20 protein-coding genes are annotated in these 14,935 nt (G+C 59.9%); 5 read left to right on the plus strand and 15 right to left on the minus strand.

Annotated elements, in window-relative coordinates:
- Window positions 1–126, plus strand: a 126-nt coding sequence (locus RBB62_RS19755) for a transposase (RefSeq protein ID WP_309401006.1), incomplete at its 5' end; no start/stop codon positions are given.
- 705 nt (window positions 127–831) lie between these two features.
- Here the strand turns inward: RBB62_RS19755 and RBB62_RS19760 are convergent.
- Window positions 832–1,125 (minus strand): hypothetical protein, encoded by a 294-nt coding sequence (locus tag RBB62_RS19760; RefSeq protein WP_309400986.1) that lies wholly within the window; start codon window positions 1,123–1,125, stop codon window positions 832–834.
- A 50-nt stretch (window positions 1,126–1,175) separates the two neighbouring features.
- Between RBB62_RS19760 and RBB62_RS19765 the strand changes: the two genes are divergently transcribed.
- On the plus strand, window positions 1,176–1,739 hold the full coding sequence (locus RBB62_RS19765; protein WP_309400987.1) for a hypothetical protein: 564 nt from the start codon (window positions 1,176–1,178) through the stop codon (window positions 1,737–1,739).
- The gene (locus RBB62_RS19770; RefSeq protein WP_309400988.1) at window positions 1,645–2,058 is read left to right on the plus strand and encodes an integrase core domain-containing protein; all 414 of its coding nucleotides are present in this window, start codon (window positions 1,645–1,647) and stop codon (window positions 2,056–2,058) included. The genes RBB62_RS19765 and RBB62_RS19770 overlap by 95 nt, the downstream gene beginning before the upstream one ends.
- A gap of 90 nt (window positions 2,059–2,148) precedes the next feature.
- Here RBB62_RS19770 and RBB62_RS19775 read toward each other — a convergent pair whose 3' ends face one another.
- On the minus strand, window positions 2,149–2,361 hold the full coding sequence (locus RBB62_RS19775; protein ID WP_309400989.1) for a relaxase domain-containing protein: 213 nt from the start codon (window positions 2,359–2,361) through the stop codon (window positions 2,149–2,151).
- 28 nt (window positions 2,362–2,389) lie between these two features.
- Between RBB62_RS19775 and RBB62_RS19780 the strand changes: the two genes are divergently transcribed.
- Window positions 2,390–2,884 (plus strand): IS5 family transposase, encoded by a 495-nt coding sequence (locus tag RBB62_RS19780; protein ID WP_343219106.1) that lies wholly within the window; start codon window positions 2,390–2,392, stop codon window positions 2,882–2,884.
- A 217-nt stretch (window positions 2,885–3,101) separates the two neighbouring features.
- Here the strand turns inward: RBB62_RS19780 and RBB62_RS19785 are convergent, their stop codons facing one another.
- Genes RBB62_RS19785 through RBB62_RS19845 form a run of 13 tightly spaced genes read right to left on the minus strand, consistent with a single transcriptional unit; the run spans window position 3,102 to window position 13,483 of the window.
- Window positions 3,102–4,430, minus strand: coding sequence for a class I adenylate-forming enzyme family protein (locus RBB62_RS19785; RefSeq protein ID WP_309400991.1), 1,329 nt, complete (start codon window positions 4,428–4,430; stop codon window positions 3,102–3,104).
- Window positions 4,427–4,843, minus strand: coding sequence for an ApeP family dehydratase (locus tag RBB62_RS19790; RefSeq protein ID WP_309400992.1), 417 nt, complete (start codon window positions 4,841–4,843; stop codon window positions 4,427–4,429). Before RBB62_RS19790 ends, RBB62_RS19785 begins: the two co-directional genes overlap by 4 nt.
- The gene (locus tag RBB62_RS19795) at window positions 4,843–7,125 is read right to left on the minus strand and encodes an MMPL family transporter (RefSeq protein WP_309400993.1); all 2,283 of its coding nucleotides are present in this window, start codon (window positions 7,123–7,125) and stop codon (window positions 4,843–4,845) included. The genes RBB62_RS19790 and RBB62_RS19795 overlap by 1 nt, the downstream gene beginning before the upstream one ends.
- Entirely contained in the window at window positions 7,122–7,727 is a 606-nt protein-coding gene (locus RBB62_RS19800; RefSeq protein WP_309400994.1) for a LolA-like protein, read from the minus strand. The genes RBB62_RS19795 and RBB62_RS19800 overlap by 4 nt, the downstream gene beginning before the upstream one ends.
- Window positions 7,688–8,476, minus strand: a complete 789-nt coding sequence (locus tag RBB62_RS19805) for a glycosyltransferase family 2 protein (protein WP_309400995.1) — start codon at window positions 8,474–8,476, stop codon at window positions 7,688–7,690. Before RBB62_RS19805 ends, RBB62_RS19800 begins: the two co-directional genes overlap by 40 nt.
- Window positions 8,469–8,768: an ApeI family dehydratase gene (locus RBB62_RS19810; RefSeq protein ID WP_309400996.1), complete on the minus strand. Its 300-nt coding sequence runs from the start codon at window positions 8,766–8,768 to the stop codon at window positions 8,469–8,471. The genes RBB62_RS19805 and RBB62_RS19810 overlap by 8 nt, the downstream gene beginning before the upstream one ends.
- A complete protein-coding gene (locus tag RBB62_RS19815; protein ID WP_309400997.1) occupies window positions 8,735–9,526 on the minus strand; it encodes a lysophospholipid acyltransferase family protein in 792 nt (263 codons plus the stop codon). Before RBB62_RS19815 ends, RBB62_RS19810 begins: the two co-directional genes overlap by 34 nt.
- The gene (locus tag RBB62_RS19820; RefSeq protein WP_309400998.1) at window positions 9,484–10,431 is read right to left on the minus strand and encodes an LpxL/LpxP family acyltransferase; all 948 of its coding nucleotides are present in this window, start codon (window positions 10,429–10,431) and stop codon (window positions 9,484–9,486) included. Before RBB62_RS19820 ends, RBB62_RS19815 begins: the two co-directional genes overlap by 43 nt.
- Window positions 10,422–11,072 (minus strand): hypothetical protein, encoded by a 651-nt coding sequence (locus RBB62_RS19825; RefSeq protein WP_309400999.1) that lies wholly within the window; start codon window positions 11,070–11,072, stop codon window positions 10,422–10,424. Before RBB62_RS19825 ends, RBB62_RS19820 begins: the two co-directional genes overlap by 10 nt.
- Complete coding sequence (locus tag RBB62_RS19830) at window positions 11,065–12,162, minus strand: beta-ketoacyl-[acyl-carrier-protein] synthase family protein (protein WP_309401000.1); 1,098 nt, start codon at window positions 12,160–12,162, stop codon at window positions 11,065–11,067. The genes RBB62_RS19825 and RBB62_RS19830 overlap by 8 nt, the downstream gene beginning before the upstream one ends.
- A gap of 7 nt (window positions 12,163–12,169) precedes the next feature.
- On the minus strand, window positions 12,170–12,433 hold the full coding sequence (locus RBB62_RS19835) for a phosphopantetheine-binding protein (RefSeq protein ID WP_309401001.1): 264 nt from the start codon (window positions 12,431–12,433) through the stop codon (window positions 12,170–12,172).
- A gap of 11 nt (window positions 12,434–12,444) precedes the next feature.
- Complete coding sequence (locus tag RBB62_RS19840; protein WP_309401002.1) at window positions 12,445–13,116, minus strand: TVP38/TMEM64 family protein; 672 nt, start codon at window positions 13,114–13,116, stop codon at window positions 12,445–12,447.
- Window positions 13,091–13,483 (minus strand): acyl carrier protein, encoded by a 393-nt coding sequence (locus tag RBB62_RS19845; RefSeq protein WP_309401004.1) that lies wholly within the window; start codon window positions 13,481–13,483, stop codon window positions 13,091–13,093. The genes RBB62_RS19840 and RBB62_RS19845 overlap by 26 nt, the downstream gene beginning before the upstream one ends.
- 401 nt (window positions 13,484–13,884) lie before the next feature.
- Here RBB62_RS19845 and RBB62_RS19850 point away from each other — a divergent pair, with 401 nt between their 5' ends.
- On the plus strand, window positions 13,885–14,544 hold the full coding sequence (locus RBB62_RS19850) for an HAD family hydrolase (RefSeq protein WP_309401005.1): 660 nt from the start codon (window positions 13,885–13,887) through the stop codon (window positions 14,542–14,544).
- Window positions 14,545–14,935 lie beyond the last annotated feature (391 nt).

A 14,935-nucleotide genomic window follows, 5' to 3' on the forward strand; every position in this document is an offset into this window, starting at 1 on the left:
TCCAGGCTGATCAAGATCGGAGCAGTCATCACCCGCAACACGCGACGAATCCGAATCCACCTCAGCGAGGCCCATCCGCTCAAAGAGCTCTTTGGCCAAGCAGTCAACAGGCTCGTGTCAACCTGAACCAAAACGGAGCTGCCCCGGCTCGACCAAACCATGGGGGTGGGGGAAACTGTGTTCCCATTCATCAAAAAAGACCGATTTTGCTCAAAACACCCCCCGGAAACTAATCGTAATATTAAATCCGAATAAATCCTGAACGATCAATCGCTCTCATGCAATATCCGGGTTAAGTTATTTTGAAGTTCATTTTTTGATCAATATAAAGAACCCAATGATGATATGAGTTATTTTAAGGATAACGGTGCCTGGATTAATAGAGGCAAGTATAGGATCGTAGGGATTTTGTGTCTTTCAAAGGACGCAGATGCAGTTAATGAAGAATACAATCGCTACTACTCGGAAGGCGCAAAGCTTGGAGTTAACTCCTTAAATGATTTCGAGAAATTCTACAAGGAATTCAAAGAGTATATCTGCACTTGCTGATCAACGCTGTGGGTTGTCCTGTGATAGCTAACGTCCGGCGTGGGCGTTGAACCGCTGCACTGGCAGCGGCTAGTGTGACGATTAGGAAACGCGCGACGGTCAAAAGTCGTCGTGCGATTCCAATGGCTCGAGTGGTGAAAGATCGAAGACCATCTCGCTGAAGCTCCACTCGAAATACTCCTCGAACTCTTCGAGTGAATCGACTTTGGGCCAGTCAGCGATGATCCGGTGCCAACTGCCAAAGAATTCATCAGCTATGGTGCGATAGTGCAGGTCAATCGCCTAGCGGACTTGCTCTGGATTGATCGGTTCACCGTCAAACAAGAATATGTCACCCTCTTTCTTTTCAAAGACATTGGCATGTTCAGCGGATAATTCATCAACGCCCTTGGCCCACAGCAGGAACTTTGCCTTGGGCACGACATGAAAACCGCTGCGGCTAACGGCAGGTAATTCGTCGTAATGGTAGAGCTCAGACATATTGTTGATTGGGAGGAACCTCTCCTCACCATTCATATGATCGAACCAGAAACCAGACGCGACCGCCAGCGCCAATTTGGTGGATTTCCCACGCATCTGTGGGCAGGGATTTAAAGCCCAAGTTCCTTCTTCCCAGTAGTGATAACATGGGAACACGAGGACTGATTGGATTCCGCCATAATGGCGCAGATAAGTTAGCTTACAACCACTACGATTCCGGCCCGGAACATCTGGGCGTGAAGATCTTGAAGGAGGTTCACGAAGTTGACCCCGATACTTGGGACATTGTTCGTGAGCGGGTGCGTTCGCTGGTGACGATCAATGAACAGCGTCAACTTGGCCCGAACGATGGCATGGTAATCGCGGAAATACGCCGCCATCTACCCGACCTCAAATACGCTCGTGCGCCTCGGGATTACTACGAGCTTTTCCGACCAGTCCAAGGAACTCTGAAACCATACCTTGATGGAAAGCTGACTTTCATAGCCGATGCGAATGAATTCATCTATGATAGCTTGCATTGCGAATGGGCCTACATCGTCAATCTGGACAATCACGCCTTCGAAGTCTGGCGTGGGTTTCAACTGACGCCCTCGGAGGAGGCCGCCAAGTGCTATGACTGCGAACCCGACCGAATGGGTTACTATCCGCTCGGACAACGGGCCGGAGTTCATCGCCAAGTGCATTCAGGGGTGGCTCAAGGACAATAAAATCAAGACCATCTACATCGATCCCGGGTGCATCTGGCAGAACGGCTTCGTCGAAGGCTTCAACGATAAGTTCCGCCGCGAATGCCTCAACCGCGAGCTCATCTACACCCTGAGCGAATCACGCGTCATCTTCGATGATTACCGCCACCTGCATAATCACGAAAGACCACACCGATCTCTGCGCTTGCTCACGCCAGCCCAATTTGCCAAACAACAATCCGCAGGTTCCGGCTCCGTTCGGCCTACGGCCTCTCTACGCCAGAACCTCAACAACCCAACCAACCCACTAAACAACAAACCGACTGGAATCTTCTCATAACAAGTGGGCCAAAAAGGGGGAGCCAGCCAGGATGGAAGAGTAATTCTCACCAGTTAAATTCTGGCCAGGGAGTACGCCCTACATCAAAATTCAGCCCTGACTTCCGCTGCCCTCGGCCACCGCGCCAAGGCGTTGATGATAGACCGCCTGCCAGTAAGGGGCATTACGTTTCAGAGGTTCGATATCCAATGCTTTCCATTGTTGCTCGGTTTCATCATAGGTTGCCGAGAAGGCAAAGCAGTGCATATGCAAATGCGGGTCGGGCCATCCACGAACGTTTGCGCGAGCTGGTGCGCCTTTCACACGGTAAAAAAAAGCTCCAACCGCTGCAATTGTGGACTCGCAAAGTGTTAAAACAGCTAATCACGGTGGAATCCGTGGCTATGATGCAGGCAAACGGGTCTTGGGACGCAAAAGACACTTACTCGTGGACACCTTAGGGCTGGTCTTGCTGGCGGTCGTCCACCCGGCCAATATTCAGGACCGTGATGGCGCGAAGCTCTTACTGAGTCTATTGACCAAGCGCTTTGGGTGGCTCAAAATCATCTGGGCCGATGGCGGCTACGCCGGAAAACTCATTGATTGGGTCGCTCAAATAAAACGTCACCGAAAAATAAAACTGTGCATCGTTAAGCGCTCCTATTCAGTCGAAGGATTTGAGCCACTGCCCAAGCGATGGATCGTTGAAAGAACTTTTGCTTGGCTCTCAAAACACAGACGATTGGCTAAGGATTACGAGACAAAAACAGATTCATCTGTCGCCATGATTCACATCGCTATGACTCGGCTAATGATTAACAGAATCAAAAACAAGAAGACTTTTTAGACGCCCTCTCAGGTTTCCATATTGATATGTGCGGTAATGATTTGTCAGAATTTATGACAAGAGCGGTGCTATGAATTGCTCTTGTTGATCCCACATAAAATTTTGCTCGAATTTCATCATTCATATGCGTACCATTGTCTATTACCCGCTTTTCCATAGGAATTGTTTTTGATCTATCATCGGTTGCCGGGGTGAGCATTTGCTGGACCCGGCAACTTCATAGTATCTCTAGCAGTTTTTCCTTCAGCGATGCCTGGTCGATCTTTCCCCGGGGGTTGATGGGGATCTTGGTCAGACGCTTCACTCGAATGCGGCCGCGCAGGGAGGGAAACGCTGTTTGCAGTTTCGACAGCGCGACATCGGCTAGCAAATGCCCCTGAATCGCTACCCACAGGCGGTCGGCTTGCTCATCATGAAATGCCGTGGCAAACTCAACACCGGGCGACTTGAGCACGATGTTTTCCAAAGCGCCGAGATCTACGCGCTTGCCGCCGCATTTCACCATGCGGTCCGCGCGCCCGCTGATGACCACGCTGCCGTCGTCGAGGAAGCTTACTTTGTCATCCAAAGTAAGTTGCGCGCCTTCGGGTTCACGCTCGCGCCCGTTGGCACTGACGGCGGCCGAGCGCACTTGCAGCAGGCCTTGTTCGTTCGTGCTCAGCTGCACGTTGTCCATCGGCTGGCCAATCGACAACCCGCTCAAGCCAGCTTCGCCGCTGCGATCGTAGGCAATGCCGCCGCATTCACTGGCGCCGTAGAAATTATGAATGAGCATCCCGAAGTGATCCTTGAACTTCTTGGCCAGCGCGGGCGTCAGTGGCGCGGCGGCAGAGATGCATAGCCGCAGTTGCCCCAAGTCGATGTCGTCAAACTTCGTGAACGCTTCGAAGACCGCGGGCACCGAGGGAAACACCGTAGCGCCGCTGGCCCGGATTTCTTCCGCGATGATGCGGGGCAGTGGCGCGCTGCCGATGGCGAGCGGGATACCGCTGGCGAGCAGCGGGACCACGAGGTTGCCGAGTGCGTAGCTATGGGCGAGCGGCAGGAGCGCGAAGTTAATATCGTCGCGGCGCAGGCCCATAGTCGACTCGATGTTATCGCCGTCTGCGCAAAGCTCACCCTCGGTGAAGGGCAGTGCTTTCGGGACGCCGCTGCTGCCCGAAGTCAGTTTGAGCAATGCGACGCCTGACTCCCACTTGCGCGGCGCATCGTCGAGCAGCGTCGTTGTTTTACTTTGCAATGCAAAGCATTTGAGTAAGCTTGATTGTTCGAGGCAATAATCGGTCGTGGCGCCGGCATCGAAAGGAACCAGCACTGCGCCCGCGCGACGCAGTGCAAGAAACGCCGCCAGCCAGCTTGCACCGTTGGGCAAATGGAGGCCGATGCCAAGCCCGGTCAGATCAGCTTGGGGCAACTTAGCGGAAATTTTGTGCGCGAGTTCGTCGAGCTCACGGCGCGTCCAGCGAACTTGGTCGTGAATAATGGCGAGCGCGTCGGGGGCCTCGGCGACCAGTTGGTCCCAGCGTTGGAGGATTTCGTTGCTCATTGCGCGAGGATGGTCAGTTGGCCTTCGGCGAGGGCTTGGCCATCGGCGAGCAAGCGTCCGTTAAACAGAAAAATGCCGAGGCCGCTGGCGGCTTCGAGCGTGGCTTCGATGGTGAGCGTTTGGCCGGTGGGTAAATGCGTTTGCGCGAGGTCCCAGCGAGGGGCGCGAATCAGGCGTCCGCCCTGGTAACCGCGGTCGCGGTATTCATGCCCGATGATGGCCGCGCAGGCTTGGGCGACAATCTCCAGTGACCACGCGGCGGGCACGCCTTGGCCGGAGTCATCGAGGGTGCCGGGGGCGAGGGTGGTTTCCCCGCAGACTTGCTCCTGGTTGAGCACGTTCAGGCGGTCGACCAACACCAGCGGCGGCTCGTGGGGGATCAGTTCGCGAATGTTGGGCAGGGCTTCCGGCATCAGGATTTAGCGTGTGCTGATTTAGGCGCCGCTGGCAAGCTCAGGAGTTCCGCCATGAGCCAGGCGAAAAAGACCGATGCGGCGACGACTTGCCCGAGCTGCGCCACGGCGGGCATCGAGCAGAACGATAAAATCAGGAACGCGCTGAACGTCGTGGCGGCGGAAATGCGAATCGACGAAGGCGGGTCGGAAGACGTTGCGGTGAACGCCCCGTAGTCCAGCGCCAGGCAAAAGGCGAGCACCGCGCCAATCGCCGCGAGCAGGCCAATGGAACTCGCGATGAGCCACGTGATGGCGAGGCCAATCGTGACGGCCCAGATCGGCACGAGCAGGCTGCGGATCGCCTTGCGGCGGAAGAGCACGGCCACGCAAACTGTCACGCCGAGCAGACCAAAGGCGGCGCTGCGCAGGATGCCCTCGCGGGCGTGATCGAGCACGGCGTTGAGCGGCTTGTGTTGGGAAAGTTCGCGTGTGAAGGCGGCGATTGAGTCGGGGATTTCTTCGCCACTAGGCGCTTCGATGATGGCCGCCCAGTAGTCGCCGTTGGTCATGAGCATGGCTTGGAGTGGACCTTCCAACTGCCCGCTAATGTCTTGGTAGGTCGCGGTGAGCGCGTTGGGTGATTGCCACTGGTTGGCGTTGGCGAGGCTGGCAAAGAACGGCGCGAAGGACTCGGCGTCGAAGCCCTGGTCTTTCAGCTGCGTTTTAAAGTCCGCCGCGAAGGCATTACTTTGCGATGCAAAGTTGGATAGCGTTTCGTTGCTACCCGTTGGTAAAAGAACCTTCGCCGAAGTGTTTTCCTGGATCGCTTGCAGGCGTTGGGCGAGCTCGGCGGGTGTTTTGGCGTAGGCATACCAGCGCTCGTTCACATCGCTGTGGCTGATGCGGTCAGCGAGGTCGCGGTAGCGTTGGAATACGTCGGGCAGCGGCGTTTGGAAGTCGGCAATGTCGTCGCTGAATGGTTGGCGCGAGACAAGCAGCGCGAGGCAGCCCAGCCAGACCACGGCGGCGATAGGTGCCCAATAGCGGACGCGGATTGCGGGGCCGGGTTTTTCCAGCGCAGGCAGGAGTCGATACGCGCCGGCGATGGGCTCCATCCACGGCAGCAGAAAGCGCACGGCGAGGATGGCGGCGAGCAAACCCGCGGGCGCCATCACGCCGACTTGCTTCATCGCCAGCATCGGCGAGAGCAGCAGGAACGTGAAGCCAAAACAGGTGGAGAGGCAACTGATCGCCAGTGGCACACGCACGTGGGGCCAGGCTTGCATCAGGTTGCCATCGCCGCGCTTGGCGGCCAGGTGGACGGCGTAGTCCACCGCGAGCCCGAGCACCACCGAGCACACCGCAATCGCGATGACGTGGATGTGGCCGAACACCAAAATCGCTGCCACGAAACACCACAGCACCGAGACCGCCACCGGTGCGAGCGTGAGCAGCAGGAAACCGGGCCGCCGCGTGAAGAGCAGCAGCAGGCCAAGGATCGCGCCGCCCATGGCAAGGTTGAGCACGGACACCTCAGCCTTGGTGCGTTGCTCGCTTTCTCGGGCAATTTCGTAAACGCCGCCGGACACTTGCTCGTAGCTCGGAAATTGCGCGAGTAACTGCGCATTCATCGCGGCGAGCGAGGCGGTGATTGTGTCTTGCCCGTCAGTGGTCAGCGGGTCGGCGGACACGGGAATCCACGCGATGAAGCTGCCGTCGTCGGCTAGGTTGAGCTTGGGTAATTTCTCTAAAGCCGAAGGCAACAGCAGCAGCGGGTCCTGCGGAATTTCGTCCGCGTAGGCCATGCTTTCCGGGCGGTCGAGGAAGGCGTTCAAGCGCTCGGCCGACGTCTGCGCGAGCCACGGAATGAATTGTTCTTCGGGCAAGCCGAGCTGTGCAAACTCCGCATGGCGATCGTTCAGCCAACTGCCGGCAAAGAGCGTTTCACGATGCGCGGTGAGTGCTTCCCGCAAGCCGGCGGACCCTTGGTCGAGGCCGATGATGTAGGGCGTCTTAAGGCCGGGTTGCTGCGCGGCTTCGATGAACGCATTGACGAGCGTATCGCGGCCTACACCGGGCGCCGACGCCTGCACGATGACGGGGTAGGTGAGGCGCTCGTTGAGGAGCTGGCGGACGAGTTTGCCCTCGGCGGTGTCGCGCTCTTCGGGGAGCAGTTCGAGGATATTGTTGTTGATCCCCACGCTCCAATCGATGGAGCACAGGTAGAGCGCCGGCGCGATCAACAGGCCGATTAGCGCGAGCCAGGGCAGGCGCACTTTCGATGCCGGCGGTTTGCTCATTGGGCGGCGAAGGGGGCGGCCGCCGCGGCGCCGTCGATCCAGGTCAACTCGCCAAAGTCATACTTGCGGACGACTTGGTTTTTCTGGTGGACCTCCACGGTTTGCACACGGCCGTGGTCGGTGGTCACCTCGATGTATTTAATTTCGTTGGCGATGGGTTCAAGCGTGGGCGTGAGGCGCAGCGCTCCGTTTTCGAGGGAGCTATTCCAGTCTGCCTTGAGGCGCTCGATGTCGCCGCGCAGGAGGTCGCTGATCGCACGGGCGTCGGCGCCGTCGGTGGGCAGCGGTTGGAGTTTGCCGTCGCCCTTGTCGTAGAGAATCTTATCGCCCTCAATGACGAGGCGGATGTTCGCCGGCGCGCCGTAAACGATGGCCAGCATGCCGTCGGGCGCACGATACATTTGCCCGTCGAATCGCTTGGGGAAACGACGAAAGGGGAAGGTGCGCTCCTCGGAAAACTCGAGCTTGGCGGTCTCGGTTTTATCGGGCCAGCGCAGTGCGTCGGCAAAGCCATCGAGCGCATCGGCGGCGCGCGCTGCGGGGAGGCAGGCCGCGAGCAGCACTAGGCCGAGGAGGAATCCCCGGCGGCCAAGCGACGCCATTTGCGGCTGAGTTGAGCAATGCGAAAACATCGTGGAAGGAACGCTGCCAGAAGGCGCGTATGCAGGCAAATCATTGTTAGGTTGTCACGCAGATAGTGGAAGTGGCTCACGCCGCCTTCCTCCTTGGTCACGTAGCGGACCGCGGCCGTGCGTTTGATCGGCTGCACGCCGGCCCAGAAGAGACGAACCGCGGCCTCGGGGTCGAAGTCGTAGCGGCGGCCGGACGGCGTTTGCGCGAAGGCCTCGATGAGCGGCTCGACGGGGAACACGCGGAAGCCAAAGAGTGGATCGGCAATGCCGCCCCACAGCGTTTCGAGCTGCGTGAGGCCGATGCTTAGCTGGCGCCCGGCGAGGCGGATAAATGGTGCGTCGGGCCCGAAGTCTGGCTGCCCCATGATCGTCGCGCCGGGGCGCCTCGCGGACTCCTCCATGAAGTCCGCGACGCGGTCGGCGGGGTGCTGGCCATCGGCGTCCATGAGCAGCATGTGGGTGAAGCCGGCCTTGCGCGCTTCCTCGGCGGCCCAGAGCGCGGTGGCGCCTTTCCCGCGGTTTTCCTTGGAGACAAACACCCGCAGGCCGGGGTATTGCTCGGGCTCTTTTAAAAAGACTTCATGCGCGCCGTCGGTCGAGCCGTCGATGAACAACCAGACGGGCCGCCAGACTTGGATGGCCTCGGCAATGGTCCGCTCGAGGATGGGCCCCGTGTTGTAAGACGGGATCACGAGCACGTGGCTGGCGGACTCAGTCATGGGCAACGAGGGTCATCTGCGAAAAGGCGCCGTCGGCGTCGGTGATCTCGCCCTTGAGACCGAACTTGCCCGCGGTGACCGTGAGCGTGATGTCGGCACCGGGCTTGATCTCGCGCAGGAGCTTGAGCTTGCTGATCGTCCAGCCGCGGGCCTCGGGGCAAAGCTCGGCGGCGAGGTCGATGAGCCACTGAGCTTGCAGGGCTCCGGGGACCAGCGGGTAGCCGGGGAAGTGCCCGTCGCAATGGCCGTTTTGCATCGTTACGCTAAGTTGTTTGCTCGCTGAATTTGCCATGGCGCGAAGTCGTCGACAGAAAGTTCTTGGCGGTAGAATGACTCAACCCGCTCGCAGAAGTGAACCGCTTTTTCGCCGTCTTCCACGTTGAAGACCGGACCGGGCGTGAAGGTGTATTCGAAGGGCGTGGAGTAGCGGCGCACGAGGCCGCCGCCCTTGCCGAGGAGGCCGCAGGAGTTACGGATGATCAGCGTGTAAACCGGCACATCAGCGCGGCGGGCGACGAGAGAAAAGCCGGCCTTGAAGTCGCCCAGCGGCGGCGTCTCGGTGCGGGTGCCTTCGGGGAAGACGAGCACGGTTTTGCCCATTGCTACGGCGTCGCCGAGGGCGTGGAGCAGGTCGAGCCCCTCGTCGTTGGCGATGAAGTCATTCTCCCGAATGATGCCGCAAAAGAACGGGCTGCGGCGGAGGCTGGACTTGAACACGCAGACCACGTCGGGCAGCTCGGTGAGGAGGAACAACGCGTCGAGCAACCCGGTGTGGTTGGCTACGATGATGGCCGGGCCCGTGGGCATCTTTTCGCGCACATGGTTAAAGCGCACGTAGCCGACTTTGCCGCCTTGGATTGCGGCGATGAAGCTCTTAAGCAGGCGCACCATCCATTTGCGCATGAAGCGCTGACGCCGCTCGCTGCGCGGTAGCCACTGAGTCAGCAGGCACAGGGCGTTGTAGCTGAGCACGCCCACGCCGAAATACGCCACGAGCCCAAGGTAGATCAGGTAGCGTCCGAGGGGGGCGTCTGTGCGCTTCGCCGGCATGGTGCATTGGTGTCCGCTGTCCACACGGGATTCAACGGTAAAAAGTTAAACCACTGATAAGGCTGTTCGCGGAGCAAACCTTCCAGCCAAACTAGCACGCCTTGGAAATGCGCGTGCGCGGCGTCGCGGTCGGTTTGACGTTGGCCGGTGGGGCGGAAAAGCTCGCTGCAAAACACGTCGAAGTCGTCGCGTGAATCGCCCTGCGGCAGCGCCACGTAAAACTGCACCGGGCGGCCGTAAAGGCAGGCCAGCCGGTAAATCGTGACCGGAAACTCCCGCTGCGCGCCGAGGAAATCGAAGCCCTCGGTCTTCGAGGCGTGTTCGACGCGGTCGCATTGCATGGCGATGGATTTGCCCGCTTCGAGGGATTCCTTGAGCGCAAACACGATCTCCGAGGCTTCATTGACCCAGATGATTTCCACGTTGTCGCCAGAGCGCGCGAGCAGGCGGTCGATGTCGTCGGAGTTTGCCACGCGCTGGCGAATCATCGAGATGCCGCGCCCGTTTTGGCTCACGTGGAAGCCCATCAGGTCCGACGCGCCCACGTGAAACGTGCCCAGCAGGATGGATTCGTCGCTGAAGAGTATCTTGCCGCGTTCGCGGTTCGTCTGGTCGGCCCAGTCGATGTGTGTGTTGACGCGGTCGCCGGCGCGGAGCTTGGCCAAGAGGCCGTGGGTAAACTCCGCAAAGTGCCGTATGCCTTCGCGGTGAGTGGCGGGCCGGCCGAGGATGGCCGACAGGTATTCGCGGGAGGCCGCGCGCTGCCCGGGCATGATCCAGTAGGCGACCGCGCCACCGATGGCCACCGCAGCGTCGCGGAGCGGCGTGGGCAAGTGGGCGTCCCACCAGTCGATGGTGCGCAGGCCCCAGCTGGGACCGGGGTTCCTGGGCTCGCCTACCGCCATTGCAAGCGGATGGCGCCGCCGCTGGGCAAGCCCGTCGTCAAAGGTTTTTGGTGGGCCAGGAGCTCGGCGGTTTCCTGCGTGGAAACGGTCGGCGCGTTGCCTTCGGGTTCGTGGACCAGCTCGGCCATAGCGTGCTCGGCTTTCTGGCTGAGCTTCAGGTAAGCGCCGAAGGTAAAGTCCGAGCCCAGCGACTGCTCGGAGGCCCAGGCGGAATACTCCTCGCCGATGACGAGGTGGACGGTGTCTGCGGGCGAAATCAAGGCCGCGAGCAGGGCGTTGCCGAGTAAATTTTCGCCGCCTATCATGGGCGTTAATTGGCGCGCAGGGAGGCGGCGGATGACGTTGATCAGGTCCAGCGGGCCAGGATGAATCGAGTTCTGGAAATGCAGCGGGCTCGGATTCGGAAAGCTGCCCAGGTATTTATCGAGGCTCACGGCGCCGCCAAATTCGGAGGCAAACAGCCACTCATCGGCGGGCTCGGGGGCGGTGTTCTTGGTCAGTTCGCCAATGAGCAGGGGCAGGCTGGTGAGGCGGCGCGCGGCCAGCGGTTTAAAGTTCTGGCGCAGCGCCTTGCGTTGCTCGTCCGAGATTTCCTGGACGGGGGCGTAGGCGGAAATGACTGTCGCGTAGCGCTTATTCACGGATCAAAAGGTGGCCGGCATGCGCGCCGCCGAAGGCGCTGCTCACGAGGACAACGCCGTAAAAATCGTCGAGGGTAAAAGCGTCGCCCTGCACATTTTGGGAGACGTAGGGCGCGGCGGCGCCGACGGTTCCCGGGGCGCGGCCCTGTCGGAATGCTTCGGCGGCAATGGCGAGCTCGATCAGGCCGCAGGAGCCGAGCGTGTGGCCGAGTGAACCTTTCCAGGAGACCAGCGGTGCGCCGGGGAAAGCGGCATGCGCGGCGGCGGACTCCAAACGCGCAGCTTCGAGCGTGCCCGTGCCGTGGCCTTTGACCCACACGCGCTGGCCGTTGGCGGCCTCTGCGAGGGGCGCAAGCACGGCCTTGAAACCCACGCCCGACGGGTCATTACCCGTCATATGGTGAAACTCCGAGTGCGACGACGAGGCGGCCAGGCGGAAGCCTGAGGGCGCGCGGCTGAGCACGGCAAACCCGGCGCCGTCGCCGAGGGCAATGGAGCCCGTTTCGCGGTCGGAGTAGGGCTGCGGAAAGTCGTTGTTGAGGATCTTCAGCGAGTGAAAACCGCCCACCACGAAGTGGCTCAAGTAGTCAAAGGAGAAGACGAGGACTTCGTCGGCAAGGTCGTTGGCGAGCAGACGCTCGGCATGGATGAGCCCCAGCTGCGCGGAGACGCAGGCGTTGGAAATTATGCTGCGGTTCGGGCCCCAGCCGAGCTGCTCGGCGATGGCCTGTGTGGCGCTCACGGCGGTGGCGCGGTGGCGGCAGGCGTCGGTCTGGCCTTGGTGGAAGGCGAGCATCTGATCGATGCCAAAGTTACTGCTCGTGATGACGATGGGGTGGCGCGGGTCGCCCCAAGGGCGGTCGGGCGCGGCTTGAAGCAGCGCGATGCTGGGCGCGAGCCAGCGGGGTGGTTCGCATTCGGCGAGGTCGCCGGTCAGGGCCAGCGGCACGCGGTCGTCGGAGTCGGGCAGGGGCTGTGTGGCGCGCAGGGCGATCTGCCCATCGGTGAGTGCCTGCCACGTCTCATGCGTATCGCCCAGCGCCGTGCGGCAGGCGCAAGCATGCAGGAATACGTCGGTGGGGGCAGACATGGAAAAGTTAGGCGCTGGCGGCTTGGCGCGACTCGATGAAAGTGGCGAGCGTGTTGATGCTGCCCAGCGCTTCGCGGGCTTCCTCGCTGTTCTTGATCTTGATGCCGAATTCCTTCTCCACGCGGACAACAAGCTCGAGCGCGTCGATGGAGTCGAGGCCCAGACCGCTGTCCATCAGGGGCTCCTGGTCGTCGAGATCAGCGGGGGTGACGTCTTCCAGTTGCAGGGCGTCAATGATCAGGTTTTTCAGTCTTTCTTTGAGTTCGCTCATTCGGTTTTTGCTCAAGTTGTGCCTGCGTCGGATGGAGTCAAGTCCGCATGCCGACGCTTAAAAGTGATGCGTAGCCCCAGGATGGTGACGAGGACTACGAGGCCGCCCCAAACGGCGACTTGGCCGTTTTGGGAAATGGCCCCATGAGAGGTCAGCGCAACGCCGCTCAGGAAGCATCCCTGGATCAGCAGGGAGAGGGCGAGGTAGGGGCCAAACGGCGTGGCGAGCACGCCGAGCAGGTAATTTTGCACGCTGTAGGGGATGCCCGGGATGGCGCGAATGAGGATCGTCAGCCGCAGCGAGTCGCGCTCTTCCAAGGCAAAAATAGCAGGCCAGCGGGGGGCAAATTTGCGGCGGAGCGGTTCGCGCCAGGTGGTGCGCGCGAGGGCGTAGCTGAGGCTCATGTTGACGGCCAGGCAGGCCAGGCCCACGGGGATGCCTTTCCACGGATCGAAGACCGCGCCGGCGCAGACGTAAAACGCTGAGATCGGGAAGCCGAGCATGGGCAGAAAAGTCATGAGCACGGCAAAAATCAGCAGCGCCCAGGGAGAGGACGGGTCGAGCCAGTCGCGCCAGTTTCCAGTGGCCAGAGCGGCCCAGACTCCGACGGCTACGGCGGCGAGCAGCAGCGTCCCGATCAGCCAAGTGCGCTTGGGTTTAGCTGGCGTTTCGGGTTCGCTCAATGAAGTTGGCGAGGTCATCCAGGGTCTCCAGCTCACTGAGCTCCTGGTTGTTCATGGTGACGTCGAACAGCTCCTCGACGGCGAAGGCGACTTCGGCCAGGGTCATGGAATCCGTGCCCAAGTCGGTGCGCAAGTTGAGTGTAGCGGCGTGCTCGGCGAGCCACTCCGGCGAGAGCTCTTCCACGTGGTGCTCTAGCAAGCCGAGGCCCAGCGTGCTGAGGCAGCTATGGTCACCCGTCTGCATGTAGCGTAGATAGGTATCCTGAAAGTCCGGGCTGTAATGGCGCACGCGATGCTGCCAAACGGCTGCTTGTTCGTCTGGTCGTGGTTGGTTTTCCGGTGTAGCTTGAGCGTTGGTAGTATTCACTGACAGCCGTTTATTTATGCGCGGGCGGTCATGAATCGCAAGCGCCAACTCGCCGGATGTCTCAGCGGCTTGGCGCTTAAGTAGGTGTTTTGCGGATTCGTTTCGCTAGTCCTTCTGCTAATAGGGGCATGGGACAGTTGAGAGTTATGAGTTGCGAGTTGGATGGCAGGAGCGCGACGCTTCAGCGAGTGCTGCGTTGGAGTGGTGCGTTAAAGTAGCATAGGCGTCCCGCCTGTGTGTAGCTTGATGGGATAGGGCACAGGCGGGACGCCTATGCTACTTCGGTGAGGCAACACAGAAACGCATTTTCAGCGATCAATAAAACACCATGCCAATGCCCGGCGTGCGGTATTTTATGCCGTGTCGTTGACAAATGTGCGTGGCGGGCAACTCTGTTGGCAATGGCTTATAAGCACGTGATCTGGGATTGGAACGGCACGCTCATGGACGACGGTTGGTTGTGCGTGGAGATCATGAACCGCTTCCTCACCCGGCGGGGGCGCCCGAAGATCGGCATGGATTTCTACCGCGCGCATTTTCAGTTTCCGGTGAAGCGCTATTACGAGGCCTTGGAGTTCGACGAAGCCATCGACCCCTTCGAGCAGATCAGCCACGAGTTCATCGCCGCCTACGAAGCCCAAAAGCGCGAATGCGGCCTGTATCCTGGTGCCAAAGACGTGCTCAGCCAGTGGCACGCCGCGGGCGTTGAGCAGGTGATCCTCTCGGCCTACCGGCAGCCGCTGTTGATCGAGATCATTGATTTTTACGGCCTCAACGGCTACTTCGACCGCCTGATCGGCCTCGATAATATCTACGCCGAGGGCAAAACCGGCAACGCCCAGCTTCACGCGGCGTCCATTCCTCACGCGCCGCATGAGCTCCTGTTGATCGGCGACACGGTGCATGATTTCGAGGTCGCTGAGGCCATCGGCGCAGACTGCGTGCTCGTGGCGCATGGGCACAATGCGCCCGACCGCCTCCGCGCTACCGGCGCGATGGTGGTGGAATCCCTGGCCGAAGTCGCGGCGCGCATACCGGTCGAAAAAAACACCGACGGGTAGAGCAGGGCCACAACTGGCCAAGCTACCCGCGATTGCGCCTGCAACTGCGGGCGTTTTGTGTGCGTAAGTCGTTGATGAACAAGACTAGTTAATAGTGAGAGCCACTCACTAATAAAATGCTCAGACGTGCACTTTTTTGTTTGGCGCGTGGTGGGTGTTAGTCTAGTGTTTTATTGATCACTTGATTGGACTGCGTGTCGCCTCTCAATTGCCATTCAACGACTTCGAGGTAGCGGCCAGCGTCCCCGCTGGCCATGTGTTTGCTTGGTTAGATTGAGTCGGTCCACGCTAAGCGTTTTGCCGCAATACGTGTTAGTTTTTCAACCCCTATTATTTCGTTTCAATCCGTGGCCAGCGGGGACGCTGGCCGCTACCCTCAGTCAGATTTTTA

It is taken from the genome of Cerasicoccus maritimus (genome assembly GCA_031296935.1).
GTDB lineage: Bacteria > Verrucomicrobiota > Verrucomicrobiia > Opitutales > Cerasicoccaceae > Cerasicoccus > Cerasicoccus maritimus.

What these genes read in the sequence shown, in the direction of transcription:
- RBB62_RS19760 (WP_309400986.1), bottom strand. Translation starts at nt 1,125, where the DNA reads ATGCGTGGGAAATCCACCAAATTGGCGCTGGCGGTCGCGTCTGGTTTC.
- RBB62_RS19765 (WP_309400987.1), top strand. Translation starts at nt 1,176, where the DNA reads ATGGGAACACGAGGACTGATTGGATTCCGCCATAATGGCGCAGATAAG.
- RBB62_RS19770 (WP_309400988.1), top strand. Translation starts at nt 1,645, where the DNA reads ATGACTGCGAACCCGACCGAATGGGTTACTATCCGCTCGGACAACGGG.
- RBB62_RS19785 (WP_309400991.1), bottom strand. Translation starts at nt 4,430, where the DNA reads ATGAGCAACGAAATCCTCCAACGCTGGGACCAACTGGTCGCCGAGGCC.
- RBB62_RS19790 (WP_309400992.1), bottom strand. Translation starts at nt 4,843, where the DNA reads ATGCCGGAAGCCCTGCCCAACATTCGCGAACTGATCCCCCACGAGCCG.
- RBB62_RS19795 (WP_309400993.1), bottom strand. Translation starts at nt 7,125, where the DNA reads ATGAGCAAACCGCCGGCATCGAAAGTGCGCCTGCCCTGGCTCGCGCTA.
- RBB62_RS19800 (WP_309400994.1), bottom strand. Translation starts at nt 7,727, where the DNA reads ATGGCGTCGCTTGGCCGCCGGGGATTCCTCCTCGGCCTAGTGCTGCTC.
- RBB62_RS19805 (WP_309400995.1), bottom strand. Translation starts at nt 8,476, where the DNA reads ATGACTGAGTCCGCCAGCCACGTGCTCGTGATCCCGTCTTACAACACG.
- RBB62_RS19810 (WP_309400996.1), bottom strand. Translation starts at nt 8,768, where the DNA reads ATGGCAAATTCAGCGAGCAAACAACTTAGCGTAACGATGCAAAACGGC.
- RBB62_RS19815 (WP_309400997.1), bottom strand. Translation starts at nt 9,526, where the DNA reads ATGCCGGCGAAGCGCACAGACGCCCCCCTCGGACGCTACCTGATCTAC.
- RBB62_RS19820 (WP_309400998.1), bottom strand. Translation starts at nt 10,431, where the DNA reads ATGGCGGTAGGCGAGCCCAGGAACCCCGGTCCCAGCTGGGGCCTGCGC.
- RBB62_RS19830 (WP_309401000.1), bottom strand. Translation starts at nt 12,162, where the DNA reads ATGTCTGCCCCCACCGACGTATTCCTGCATGCTTGCGCCTGCCGCACG.
- RBB62_RS19835 (WP_309401001.1), bottom strand. Translation starts at nt 12,433, where the DNA reads ATGAGCGAACTCAAAGAAAGACTGAAAAACCTGATCATTGACGCCCTG.
- RBB62_RS19850 (WP_309401005.1), top strand. Translation starts at nt 13,885, where the DNA reads ATGGCTTATAAGCACGTGATCTGGGATTGGAACGGCACGCTCATGGAC.